The organism is Ferroplasma acidiphilum, assembly GCF_002078355.1.
Lineage (GTDB): Archaea > Thermoplasmatota > Thermoplasmata > Thermoplasmatales > Thermoplasmataceae > Ferroplasma > Ferroplasma acidiphilum.
In genome coordinates this window covers 1,125,860-1,137,887 of record NZ_CP015363.1, presented here as the reverse complement: position 1 = coordinate 1,137,887, position 12,028 = coordinate 1,125,860, and the positions used below count along the sequence as shown (strand labels likewise).

Genomic DNA, 12,028 nt, shown 5'->3' with positions numbered 1-12,028 from the left:
CCAGAAGCATGTTGTGGATTTCATTGTGCCTTGTCAAGATATCCCATAAATGTCCCGGCTGCTTTTGTTATACTTTTTGATTCAGATAAATGAGACCACACATATTGCGGAGAATTAGGAGTCCAGTTTGGATAATCCGGTGAACCAGTTCCGAGTATTCCGCCAGATACAGGGTCATACATAAACGCATTTAATATGTATGTTCCGTGGGGCCCAGTTATAATAAATGTAGTTTCCAGATGACCTTTATATGTAATATCAGCTGCATACCTGTTGAACATTGCTGCAACCTTTGCAGGATAAGTCTGGTTTATCAGAGAAAGCCCGTATGAAGCAAGCGTTCCATTAATAGTTGTATTATTTACTGTCCCTGTCATTGTTTGATTATACATATATAAGGGGTAAAAGGTAAATTTATGGCCCGATGTTGTAAAGGTAAAATTACCTTTAAACAACAATCCCGGCTGGCCTGTAACGCCGTTAGAGTATATATCTTTCTTGTAAGCTGAATGAAGTATCACATGGCTATATATATCACTTGTAGAGTTAATCGCAGAATAAATAGCCCAGGAATCTGTTGCACCTATAGGGCACCCTATCCATGATAAAAAGAATACAGCCGAACTTCCATTTGATAGAAGGTCTCCATCTGAAACTTTATAATATATGCCAGGGTGTATACTTGCCGGAGGTTCAAAGAAGGGATTAAAAACAGCAACCAGTACAATAACCACTATAATAGCAGTACCTATTACTGTCCATTTAAAATTACGGCTTTTAATAAATCCGGCGTAGCCTTCTTTTTTGGTAGTGTTTTTCTTTGTACTTTTATTATTTTTTTTATTATTCTTGCTGGCCAATTTAACCTATTAATTTAATCTTCTTTATTAATTTTTCGTGGATGCAATTAATCTCATCATCAATTTCTCAATAACAAACAATATATTATTTGATGTTATTATTTATTATGGCTATTGAAAATAAACTGGCTGAATTTATTACGGGGGTATCCTATAATAGTTTAGGAGAAGACGTAAAGCATGAAGTAAAGCGAAGATTCATAGACGCTCTTGGAGTTGCCTATTCATCTATGGATTCTCCGGCGGCGTTAAAAATTAAAAAAATGATAGGATTATATCCAGGCAATGCCAAGATTATAGGCATGGGTACATCATCTCCTGATTATTCTGCATTCTTAAATTCTTTATTTATAAGATATATGGATTTTAATGATACATATCTTTCACTTGAACCACTGCATCCAAGCGATATGTTTGGCCCACTGGTATCACTCTCTTCCATTTTCAACAAAACAGGGAAAGACCTGATCACCGCTGCAGCAGTCGGTTATGAAATCGGCACAAGGCTATGCGATTCCACATCCCTGAGGGCAAAAGGTTATGATCATGTTAATTTTACAGAAATAGCCATGGCAGCAGCACTTTCCAGGTTGCTGGAATTTGATGAAAGCCAGACAATAAATGCAATATCAATAGCTCTTGTTCCACATGTGGCATTAAGGCAGCCAAGGGTTGGGGGCCTCACAATGTGGAAGGCGGGCGCAGCAGCAAATAGCGCCAGAAATTCAGTTTTCGGAACCCTGGCAACACTATATGGTTTTACATCTCCAACTGAGCCACTGTCAGGCAAAATGGGGTTCAAAAATATAGTTGCCCCTGATATGGATTTCTCAAAACTGGAGGGCAGCAAAGTTAATGGAATTATGAGGACATACGTTAAGAAATATCCTGTTGAATATCATGCAATGGCTGCAGTTGAAGCCTCATTGAAACTTGTTAATGACATTGATTTACATCATACCGATTCAATAGAGGTTTATACCTACGAGGCAGCAGTTTCTATACTTGCTGATAAGGAGAAATGGCATCCGGAAAACAAGGAAACCGCAGACCATAGTCTTCCTTTCATCATAGCTTCGACTCTGGTCAATAAGGATTTCTGGGTAAATAATTATAATGATATAAGAAATAAGCAGATTTCTGAACTGATGGGAAAAATCCACGTAACGGAATTGAAAGAATTCACAGAACAGTACCCGGATAAATTGCCAATAAGATTGGAGGCAAAGTGCAATGGAAAGAAGATTGAAAGCGAGATAGAAATACCCAGAGGGCATTATAAGAATCCTATGGATGACAGAGAAATTGAATCAAAATTTGTCAGGCTTACAGGAATTACAGATTCCTTAAAGGATATGTGGACAATGGAAGACAGGGAGGTGTCAGAACTTGTCTAATCTTCTTGATAACAAATTTTTATCTGTTCCAGGCGTTTATAATCCGTTTTCTGCCATGCTGGCAGAGAGGAAAGGCTTCAAGGCTGTATATCTGTCCGGCGGTGGATTAACGGCATCCATGGGCCTCCCAGACCTGGGTGTAATAACATTGACAGAGCTTACAAATATGGTAAGGGGAATACACGAAATTACAGACATACCTATCATAGTTGACGCTGATACAGGCTTTGGAGAAACCCTGAGCGTATACAGGACTGTTAAGCTCCTGGAAGAAGCAGGGGCATCTGCTATACAGATTGAAGACCAGGTTTCACCAAAAAGATGCGGGCACCTCAATGGAAAGGAGGTTATATCCAGAGATAACATGGTTGAAAAGATAAGGGCAGCAAATGCAGCAAGAAAGAATGCTTTGATAATTGCAAGGACAGATTCAAGGGCTGTAACAGGCATGGAGGATGCCCTGTCCAGAGCTAAAACATACATAAAAGAGGGCGCGGACATAATATTTCCGGAAGCCCTTACAGATCGCACTGAATTCAAATATTTTGCAGACAATACAGACTTCCCATTGCTGGCAAATATGACTGAATTCGGAAAAACGCCATTTATAAAAGCAGGGGAATTTCAGGAAATGGGATACAGGATAGTTATTTTCCCGGTTACATTGTTTAGAATAGCTGCAAAGGCTATGGATTTAGCACTGGATGCACTCAAAAAAGATGGAAATCAGGAAAAAATTATTGATCAAATGATGACCAGGAAGGAGCAATACGAAGTTATAAACTATGATTTTTATCAGGACTTCGATAAGAACATTTCTGATAAGCCCTCAAAGGCGAATGATAAATAAAAATTGAAAATTATCTGTAAGGCTCCATTATATATGGAGACATATTTATCCAGTGTTGTATATTTATTTATAAAAAATAGCAAAGAATATTATTAATTCATTTATGAAGGTCTATGCCTAAGTTATATTTAATCGGTATCGGGCCAGGCAGCAACGGGGAAATCACCGGTGATGCCATAGAAAGCCTGAAAAACTCCGATATTATTATGGGATATAGCAAATATATAGAGTTAATTGAAGAATTTGTAAGCGATAAGGAAATAGAATCAGGGCCTGTAACGGACGAAATAGGGCGTGCAAATAATGCAATAAAATATGTAATGTCCGGAAAAACTGTATCTATTGTTTCCAGTGGGGATTCTGCCATATATGGCATGGCAGGCATCGTTTTTGAAATTATTGCATCACATAATTACAGAATAGATTTGCAGATAATTCCTGGCATTACGGCATTAAGTTCTGCAGGGTCGTTGCTGGGAGTTCCTTTTATGAATGATTTCTGCTCCATAAGCCTTAGCAATAAATTAACGCCGGAGGATATTATACTGAAAAGAATCCATGCTGCAGGTGCCGGTGATTTTGTCACTGCGTTTTATAATCCTGTAAGTTTAAAAAGAACAGAACTTATAAAGAAAGCAAGGGAAATAATGCTTGAATACAGAAACAAAGACACACCTGTGGGTTTGGTGACAAATGCTTACAGGAAAGAACAGAAAGTAGAAATATCAACACTGGGGAACTTCCTGCAATCTGATATTGATATGTTTACCCTGATAGTAATAGGCAATTCAAGTACGTACGTATATGGAAAATACATGATAACTCCGAGAAATTATCATAATAAGTATAGCATCTAGGCCAGCATTCAAAGCTGTTAATAGAAATTACTACGTAATGAATTTATAAGTTATCTGGCCTATGCGAGGTTCCCATTTCAAATATATATCCAGATTTAAATCCATAGTCAGGTTGCAATTTTATAAAAGGTGCAATTGATTCCGGGGCGCAGGTTGACCCTTCATCAGTATATTTGAATTCATCCCCACTTAATACGGTATAGTATAGCATTCTTCCAGCATGAAGATAAACTTGCCTATTTCCCTGGGAATAAACAGTCTCATACACACTATCAAACTTCCACTCCTTATTGGCATAATTTCCACTGTAAGAATATGATTTTTCAAAATAGGATATATCTATCCCTCCGGAAAAAAAGAAATATTTATCAACAACAGATAAACCGAAAGATTCCATAAGCCTGATAGATGGAATATTATTTGTTTCTACCATGCATCTGAGTGACTTATAACCATTGTTTATAGCATGATCAAGTGCGAATTTGAGAAGTTTTGTCCCTATACGTTTCCTGCGTGATTCCGGATCTACTCTCAATCCACTGAACCATAATGATTTATCATCAAGTGGCTCCAGTTTAATAAAACCATCAATTTCCTGTGAAATATGTACGTAAACGTCATGCCCATACAGATAGGCTATACCAACTTCTTTGTTAATGTAATCATCATATCCTGCCCTTGCCGAAATGGAACTTATAGATTCCCAGTCTTCTACATTGGCTTTCCTTATCATGGTGGATTAATTTAATAGCATTTAAATAGATTTTCTATTTTGACCTATTGTTCCGTGGAGCATCCTTATCCCTTACTTTTGCTTCATTATCGCCATCGGAAGGCGTTCTGAAGAGCGATGCGAGCCCTGCAATGATCGATGCTCCAAAACCAACGTAGAATACGTCGTGCATGGATGTCATGAAAGCCGGGGCTATAGTTTCAGGGAACCATATATGGCCGGAAATAGTGTCCATAACCCCGGAAGGGAGACCTGAAATAACACCTGCTGGTACTGTAGAGATAACATCCTTTACAGTGTTTAGCCCGAGAAATGTGGAAAATAATATTTCTGTAGGTGGAATATTATTGAAATACTGGACAAGGCTACTAGCATTTTCAACTGTCAACCCATGTGTGATTGACCCAGGATACGTTAATGAAAGCCCAAGCAACAATATTGAGAAAAATGCCCCTATGCTTGCTGCGTATCCAGTATTTCTCATAGTATTGAGTATTCCTGACGTAGCTCCCCTTTCATCTGCCGGAACAGATGACATGGCCACGGTCAAGTTGGGAACATTGAATATGCCATAGCCTATTCCGAAAATACTTATTACAATGGAGAGGAAAACATAGGAAAAGTTATACGTTAAGGCAACCAGTGCAAGCAGGGCAAAACCAGATATGAAAAGCCCTATTGTAGTAAGCCACCTTGCATCAAACCGGTCTGCAAGTTTACTGGAAAGAACCCCGAATATGCCCATAAATATTGGCAATGGCAGCATATATATGCCTGCCCATAGGGGGGTTACTGCATACCGGTATCCACGTATCGGGAGCCATATTCCCTGAAATATGAGCGTGAGCATATACATTAACCCCATCATGGTCATCGCAGAAACAAATGCTGTAAATATGCTTATGCTAAAATTTCTTGATTTGAATAACCGCATATCAAACATGGGACCTTTTACCCTGTTTTCTACAAATGGGAACAGAACCAGCATTATCGCCCCAATTGCAAGGGCTGATATCACAAGCGGGTTGGTCCATCCCATGGGATTATTCTTATAGGGAGTTATGCCATATGTTACACCGAGGAGCAATATGATAAGGCCTACAGCAAAGAGTATATTGCCCGGGATGTCTATATGCCTTGCAGCCCTTTCCCGGACGTCCTTCAGTTTAAGGAATGACCATAAAGTACCGAATACGCCTATTGGTATACTTATAAGAAAAATGTCCCTCCAGTATATGGTTGACAGGATTCCTCCCAGGACCACACCAATGCTCACTCCGGAAACTGCAGCCACACTGTTTATGGAAATTGCAAAACCACGTTCTTTAGGTGAAAAGTTATCTGTGATTATGGCAAATGTGTTGGCCATTATGAATGCCCCACCCACAGCCTGGACAATCCTGAATATTATAAGTTCCAGAGCCACGGTGTATCCTGTTCCCGGTGCTATATAAAGCAATATAGAACCTATGGTAAAAATTAAAAAACCAAGATTGAATATTTTTACCCGTCCAAATATATCGGAAAGTTTTCCAATACTGACGAGAAGTACAGAGAGAACTATCATATAGCTCATGATAAGCCATAAAAGATAGGGAAATGAACTGGCCTGCATAGGATTTAAATGAATGCCGACAAAAATTGATGGAAGTGCTACTATAATTATGCTGGTGTTTATTGTGGCCATTAATTGTCCTATAGTTGTGTTGCTGAGTGCAATCCATTTTTCCTGCATCAGTTTAAAATTGCAATACATTATATAAATATTATTACTAAACTATTTATTACTAAATTGTATAATCGCGTTGGTTCATTTTGTATCTGCTACCAGTTTAATACGGCATATTAATTTATAAATAATACATTATCAAACATGGAAAATATCGTTCCGTTCAAAACTGAAAATACATACATGGCAACAGAATTCATGATGAAAGACCCTTACAAAAATACACGGCTCGTTTCATTGCTGGAAGATTATCCAGATTACTCAAAGATAATATATGACAACGGAGTAATAAAAGGGATCCTTTCAGTTGACCCTGTACACGATGAAATGTGGTTCTATGGAAACAGTAAATCTCTTAAGGCAGTTATAGGAAATATTGAAATTAAAAGCAACCAGGTTCTGTACATAGATAAAAAGAACCTGGATATAATACAATCCAGGTTTAGTGTTGAATATTCTGGTTTACTGGCAATGAGGCTTAAAATCAGGGAATATGAGGGCACAACAGTTGCAGATGGCGTAGAAAGAGATACGGGAAGCACCGGAAAAGAAGATAGGCATAATAATATTTTCATTAAACGCAAAAACGGTGAGATACTAGGCTCTGTAAAGGTGCTTTCATTAAATATTAAGTCATGCGCTATAGGATGCCTGCATTATAAAGATGGTTACGAAGGGTCTATTTATGATATAATATCCTCTATAGCCAATATATATAAATCGCAGACCGAAAATATTGTTATATATGCGCCATACCAGGAAAAACTAAAAGATGGGCTATTAAAATTGGGATTTATCAATTCAGGTGAATTATTGAAACTATATAATATTGCCCCTCACCAGGCCAAATAATAAAATTGTGCAGGGTAATCCGGCAAAGCACACAAAAAATATCATTCCATTATATTCTCTAAACATAGATTTATATAAAGTTGTGAATTTTCCAATGATATGAAGTATGATGTAGTTGTTATAGGTGCGGGAATAACAGGGTTGAGCTCTGCTTACCATCTCAAGAAAAAGGATTCGTCACTTAAAATTCTTGTGGTGGACAAGTTTAAGACTTTTTCACAGGGAAATACAGCAAAAAGTGCAGCTGCATTCAGGGATTTCTTTACTTTGAGGGAAAATCAGGTTATGGCACAGACTGCCATAAATTTCTATAAGCATTTACAGAACGATATGGATGTCGACCTGGGGATGAAATTTACCGGCTACCTATTCCTATTCGACCATGAAAAAGCCAGGGATTTTATATCAAAATATCCTCATTCACGTTTTGTAGACGAAGACCTTTCGGAAATTTTTAATTTAAATATAGATAAGGACACAAGGGAAGTCATGGGTATAGACTCAATTAAATCTGCTGTCATAGACGAAAATGCAGGCATTATAGAACCAGACCTCCTATCAAAATGGTACTACGACAGGCTTCTGGAAATGGGTGTTAATTTCATGTTCAATACATTTGTAAAAAAACTTGTTCTTGCCCCTGACACGTCTTTAAATTATCCAGGAGAGCCATTTAACTGGCAGAAATCGGAAATAAAATATGCTGAGACCGATAAGGGAATTCTGGAATCTGATTTTTATGTGTTATGCACAGATGTCTGGACAACCGCATTACTGAATCCTGTAGGAATAGATTCACATCTCAGGCCTAAAAAGCGGCAGATATTCCAGATAACCTCACCGGGAATACAGAAACTTATCGGCAAAAATATTTTTAACGATTCCGGTGTATTTCCATTTACAATATTCCCTACTGGCGTATACATGAGGCCCTATCCCCAGGCTAATTCATTCTGGACAAGTCTTGCAGATGAACTTAACAGAGATTTTTCATTTACTGAAAATCCAGAACCTGAACCGGATTTTTATACATACAACATAAAGCCAATACTGGACAATTATTTCCCGGCATCTGAAGACTCAAGGATCACCGCATCATGGGCAGGATACTATTCATACAACACCATAGATTTCATGCCATATATATTCAACGAGATCAATTTAATTGTGGTTTCCGGTTCTACCGGTGGAGGAATTATGAAGGGGGACTCAATAGGAAGAATCGTGGCAGCAAGATATGACCATAAAAACACCACAACACTTTATGGAGGCAAGAAGATTAATAATACATACACTGGAAGGTACAGAAGCACAAAGATCGAGGATATGGTGCTCTAATTTTCCCCTATTATAAATGAATCCTAACCTTTAATACTCGTCTTTTTTTATTATAAACTGGTTTATTAAAATAAGAAAATGCAAGTGAATTTAATACTATGAACTGAAGGCACAGGAGGTTGTGCTTTAAAATTCTACGGGCAATCGAAAATTATCATTTTGCTAACAAATTTTAATGCTTTAAAGATTTTAGTATAAAGCTATATGTACAGTGACTTTTGCCAGCGAAACAGAAAATAATTAACTCGCTGGAGCAGTTCGGATTACCACGAATCCAGAAACAGCCGCGTTATGTCATCCCTGCTGGCATCCGCTGGATTTGTTACAATTCCCGTGGATTCCGATGCCAGGCTCACAAGCTTATCGAGATTATTCCGGAATGCTTTTTCGTCTATCCCTGTTTCAGATATCCTGATAGTTTGCCCCAGAGCTTTGAGTATAATAACTATGGATTCGTACAGTGTTTTCCCTCTATACATTTCAGGAATTAAGAGGTTAAGCCTCTGATACTTCTCCCCGGCTGCCGCATAATTAAATTTAATTACTCCTGGAAGAAATATGCCAACAGATTTTCCATGCGCCACATGAAACATTGCACCTAGAGAATGGCCCAGAGCATGCGCTAGCCCTATCTGGGAATTTGAAAATGATAATCCTGCCATAGATGCCCCTATATGAACATTATTTCTCAACTCCAGATTCTCCGGATCTTTCACCAGTTTAACTATTGACGGAATAATTAGTTCAATGGCCTTCTCAGCCATGGCATCGGAATATGGATTGTTCCATCTGCTTGTGTAACCTTCTATGGCGTGTGTGATAGCATCGGTTGCAGTATTTATTGTCTGGGTTTTTGGCAGTGATTTAACCATCTGCGGGTCAAGTATTGCATAGTCAGGCATTATTTCCGGTGATGCCAGCTCATCTTTCCTATTTTCCATTTCATCTGAAATTACTGCAGCCCAGGTACATTCCGAACCGGTGCCACTGGTTGTGGGAATCGAAATTAATTTGCTTTTCTGCCTCAAATTCAGTTTAACAAGTGGTGTAACATCATAAAATTCGAGATCCGGGCGTTCATACTTAAAGAATAATATTTTTGAACTATCTATAACAGAACCGCCTCCTACAGATATAAAATAATCCGGTTTGAATTGATTTATCTCATCCAGGTGTTTTGCAATAGCTCTGTATTCCGGCTCTTCCGGGATATCATCAATTATTAATAATTCTGTTCCATGCAGGTTCTTTATTACTAGGTCTACAATGCCTGCTTTTCTGATATTTTTATCTGAAACTATAACAGCTCTTTTTATTGACAATGATTCCAGAAATCCTAATGATTCATCACCAAATATTATCTGCGGCGACCTAAAAAACCACATATAAATCGCCTCTTTCTGAATTGTTGTTATTATTATAGATTTTTTCCGGCTTTACGTTTATAAATTCCCACATAAAAAAATATTATGTATCTGTATATTAATATTATTATGGGTACATTAACCCTTTATCTGAAATAATCCGTTGCCATCTGTTCTCCGCCAGAGTCTATTGTTATAACCTGGCCAGTCATAGATTCGTTCCTGATCAAATAAAGAACCGTATCTGCAACTTCATCAGGGTCTATGAGTTTGCCCGTAAGCGTAAATTTCTTAGAAAAATTTTTCTCGTCTAGATTCATAATTTTCAGGAGGCTGTCGCCCATCCTGGTTTTAACTACTCCCGGTGCAACAGCATTTACACGGATATGGTGGCCGGCAGCTTCCAGGGAAAGATATTTAGTCATGCTAATAAGCGCTGCCTTGGTCATTCCATATACAGATAGCCCGGGGAAAGGGGATATGCCTGCCAGTGAGGCCATATTTATAATAACGCCATTGTCGTACTTGCTAACGAACTCTCTGGAAAGCCATACTGGAGAATAGAGGTTAGTGTTAAACATCAATTGCATGTGTTTTTCATCTATGTTTTCGAATGGCTCGAGAATACCAACTCCTGCGTTGTTGATAAGTATGTCAGGTTTTCCAAGTTTTTCTATAGCATCCCTGAATAATTTTTTCCTGCCTTCTTCTGTTGAAACATCCGCCATTGAAAGAATTCCGGACGATGCCTTATTTACCTCCTCCAGCGTCTGCATGCCTTCATCCTCATGGGTTCTAACGTTAACCACAATCTTCCCGCCTGCCTGTGCAAGTTTAATCGCAATAGCTTTTCCTATTCCCCTTCCTGACCCTGTTACTATACATACTTTATCTTTTATATCATACATTTCAACCATCACCTTTTTTTGGAATTATACGTATAGTTATCAGTCTCATTTTCTATTTAAATTTTATTTATGGCACTATTATCCTCTCCGGGCAACTCAAAAATATTTATTATACCCGGTAGAACTTCCACGGAGAAGGAATCAGCAATTATTATTTCTCCATCTATTTCAACAATGCTTTTGCAATTCACGCTTGCTTCTTTTATTTTTTTGTTAATTACATATTTGTCAGAGATGTAGGCGCCTGAACGGAGAGATGGGAGTTTAAATAAAATTCGTGACCTTGGCATGTATTTTATCAGATGCAGATCCAGGAATCCATCATCAATTTTAGAATCGGGGGATGCATGCATGCCCTTGCCAAAATACTGCCCATTTGCTATGATAATATCTATTATCTGCTCATGTATAATTTCATCCCCGATTTTTATGTCAGCCCCAATACTTTTCATCGTTAAAATATAGTAAAGGATAGCCTTCACGAATGTGGATCCTGTTCGATGCTCAGTGGAATTTACCCTCACCATTACATTCCCACCAAGGCCTGTTTCCATGATATTCATAAAATACCGGGATTTCCCGTTTATGTGCACAAGGCCGAGATCAACTTTTCTGAATCTCCCACCAGAAATAATCTCAGGGATTTCTTTTACAGTAACACGGCCTATTGTCCTTGTCAGGTCTGATCCGGTACCTGCTGGAACGGGAATGAGTATGGTATCCTTTCCCGCAAGTGCCTGTATTGCGTAATTTACAGTGCCATCACCATCGATAGCAATAAGATATTTTATATCTGGATTTTCGTCCATGAACTGGATAAAATTTGCAGGATCTTTTTCCGTGAAAGAGGAAGTCAGTTCATACCGATTTAATATGGATTTTATTTCTTCCATAATCTTTAAGGCATTTCCAGAACCTGCATGTTCATTTGCCAGTATATGTATTTTCATAATAACTCTCCATTAACGAATTAATACTATTCTCCATTGATTTCCCGGAATCAGTGGAGTAAATACTGAGAGCTAACCTGCGCCTGATAATATCCCCGGAGTATACAGGGCACTCATTTTTAATTATGTCCTCTATGCTATCAGATTTCCTGCTATAATCTATATAGGGCATATTTTTAATTTATTTTTA

At 38.1% G+C, this 12,028-nt stretch carries 12 protein-coding genes; 5 read left to right on the top strand and 7 right to left on the bottom strand.

The genetic code is table 11. The features are described 5' to 3' along the window. Nucleotides 1-20: 20 nt before the first annotated feature. A complete protein-coding gene (locus tag fad_RS05530; RefSeq protein WP_081142493.1) occupies nucleotides 21-860 on the bottom strand; it encodes a DUF929 family protein in 840 nt (279 codons plus the stop codon). A gap of 107 nt (nucleotides 861-967) precedes the next feature. On the opposite strand from fad_RS05530, the gene fad_RS05525 reads away from it, so the two are divergent. The 3 genes from fad_RS05525 to cobJ all read left to right on the top strand — a co-directional run bounded on the left by fad_RS05525 (nucleotide 968) and on the right by cobJ (nucleotide 3,964). After that, entirely contained in the window at nucleotides 968-2,257 is a 1,290-nt protein-coding gene (locus tag fad_RS05525; protein WP_081142491.1) for an MmgE/PrpD family protein, read from the top strand. Further along, a complete protein-coding gene (gene prpB, locus fad_RS05520) occupies nucleotides 2,250-3,107 on the top strand; it encodes a methylisocitrate lyase (protein WP_081142489.1) in 858 nt (285 codons plus the stop codon). Before fad_RS05525 ends, prpB begins: the two co-directional genes overlap by 8 nt. Before the next feature lie 113 nt (nucleotides 3,108-3,220). Continuing rightward, nucleotides 3,221-3,964 carry a precorrin-3B C(17)-methyltransferase gene (cobJ, locus tag fad_RS05515; protein WP_081142487.1) on the top strand — a complete coding sequence of 248 codons (744 nt, stop codon included), beginning with the start codon at nucleotides 3,221-3,223 and terminating at the stop codon, nucleotides 3,962-3,964. A 43-nt stretch (nucleotides 3,965-4,007) separates the two neighbouring features. Here cobJ and fad_RS05510 read toward each other — a convergent pair whose 3' ends face one another. Together fad_RS05510 and fad_RS05505 are read right to left on the bottom strand one after the other, a co-directional pair. Then, nucleotides 4,008-4,697, bottom strand: coding sequence for a GNAT family N-acetyltransferase (locus fad_RS05510; protein WP_081142485.1), 690 nt, complete (start codon nucleotides 4,695-4,697; stop codon nucleotides 4,008-4,010). 34 nt (nucleotides 4,698-4,731) lie between these two features. Continuing rightward, nucleotides 4,732-6,432, bottom strand: coding sequence for an MFS transporter (locus tag fad_RS05505; RefSeq protein WP_081142483.1), 1,701 nt, complete (start codon nucleotides 6,430-6,432; stop codon nucleotides 4,732-4,734). Nucleotides 6,433-6,570: 138 nt separating this feature from the next. On the opposite strand from fad_RS05505, the gene fad_RS05500 reads away from it, so the two are divergent. Continuing rightward, on the top strand, nucleotides 6,571-7,278 hold the full coding sequence (locus fad_RS05500) for a hypothetical protein (RefSeq protein WP_009886222.1): 708 nt from the start codon (nucleotides 6,571-6,573) through the stop codon (nucleotides 7,276-7,278). A 99-nt stretch (nucleotides 7,279-7,377) separates the two neighbouring features. Then, a complete protein-coding gene (locus tag fad_RS05495; protein ID WP_009886221.1) occupies nucleotides 7,378-8,616 on the top strand; it encodes an NAD(P)/FAD-dependent oxidoreductase in 1,239 nt (412 codons plus the stop codon). Between the two features lie 263 nt (nucleotides 8,617-8,879). Here the strand turns inward: fad_RS05495 and fad_RS05490 are convergent, their stop codons facing one another. The 4 genes from fad_RS05490 to fad_RS05475 all read right to left on the bottom strand — a co-directional run bounded on the left by fad_RS05490 (nucleotide 8,880) and on the right by fad_RS05475 (nucleotide 12,010). Beyond that, nucleotides 8,880-10,001 carry an iron-containing alcohol dehydrogenase gene (locus tag fad_RS05490; RefSeq protein WP_009886220.1) on the bottom strand — a complete coding sequence of 374 codons (1,122 nt, stop codon included), beginning with the start codon at nucleotides 9,999-10,001 and terminating at the stop codon, nucleotides 8,880-8,882. A 125-nt stretch (nucleotides 10,002-10,126) separates the two neighbouring features. Beyond that, complete coding sequence (locus fad_RS05485; RefSeq protein WP_048074111.1) at nucleotides 10,127-10,888, bottom strand: SDR family oxidoreductase; 762 nt, start codon at nucleotides 10,886-10,888, stop codon at nucleotides 10,127-10,129. Nucleotides 10,889-10,944: 56 nt separating this feature from the next. Further along, on the bottom strand, nucleotides 10,945-11,838 hold the full coding sequence (locus fad_RS05480; RefSeq protein ID WP_009886218.1) for a diacylglycerol/lipid kinase family protein: 894 nt from the start codon (nucleotides 11,836-11,838) through the stop codon (nucleotides 10,945-10,947). Then, nucleotides 11,813-12,010, bottom strand: coding sequence for a hypothetical protein (locus fad_RS05475; protein WP_009886217.1), 198 nt, complete (start codon nucleotides 12,008-12,010; stop codon nucleotides 11,813-11,815). The genes fad_RS05480 and fad_RS05475 overlap by 26 nt, the downstream gene beginning before the upstream one ends. Between the last annotated feature and the right edge of the window lie 18 nt (nucleotides 12,011-12,028).

What these genes read in the sequence shown, in the direction of transcription:
- fad_RS05525 (WP_081142491.1), top strand. Translation starts at nt 968, where the DNA reads ATGGCTATTGAAAATAAACTGGCTGAATTTATTACGGGGGTATCCTAT.
- cobJ (WP_081142487.1), top strand. Translation starts at nt 3,221, where the DNA reads ATGCCTAAGTTATATTTAATCGGTATCGGGCCAGGCAGCAACGGGGAA.
- fad_RS05510 (WP_081142485.1), bottom strand. Translation starts at nt 4,697, where the DNA reads ATGATAAGGAAAGCCAATGTAGAAGACTGGGAATCTATAAGTTCCATT.
- fad_RS05505 (WP_081142483.1), bottom strand. Translation starts at nt 6,432, where the DNA reads ATGCAGGAAAAATGGATTGCACTCAGCAACACAACTATAGGACAATTA.
- fad_RS05500 (WP_009886222.1), top strand. Translation starts at nt 6,571, where the DNA reads ATGGAAAATATCGTTCCGTTCAAAACTGAAAATACATACATGGCAACA.
- fad_RS05495 (WP_009886221.1), top strand. Translation starts at nt 7,378, where the DNA reads ATGAAGTATGATGTAGTTGTTATAGGTGCGGGAATAACAGGGTTGAGC.
- fad_RS05490 (WP_009886220.1), bottom strand. Translation starts at nt 10,001, where the DNA reads ATGTGGTTTTTTAGGTCGCCGCAGATAATATTTGGTGATGAATCATTA.
- fad_RS05485 (WP_048074111.1), bottom strand. Translation starts at nt 10,888, where the DNA reads ATGTATGATATAAAAGATAAAGTATGTATAGTAACAGGGTCAGGAAGG.
- fad_RS05480 (WP_009886218.1), bottom strand. Translation starts at nt 11,838, where the DNA reads ATGAAAATACATATACTGGCAAATGAACATGCAGGTTCTGGAAATGCC.
- fad_RS05475 (WP_009886217.1), bottom strand. Translation starts at nt 12,010, where the DNA reads ATGCCCTATATAGATTATAGCAGGAAATCTGATAGCATAGAGGACATA.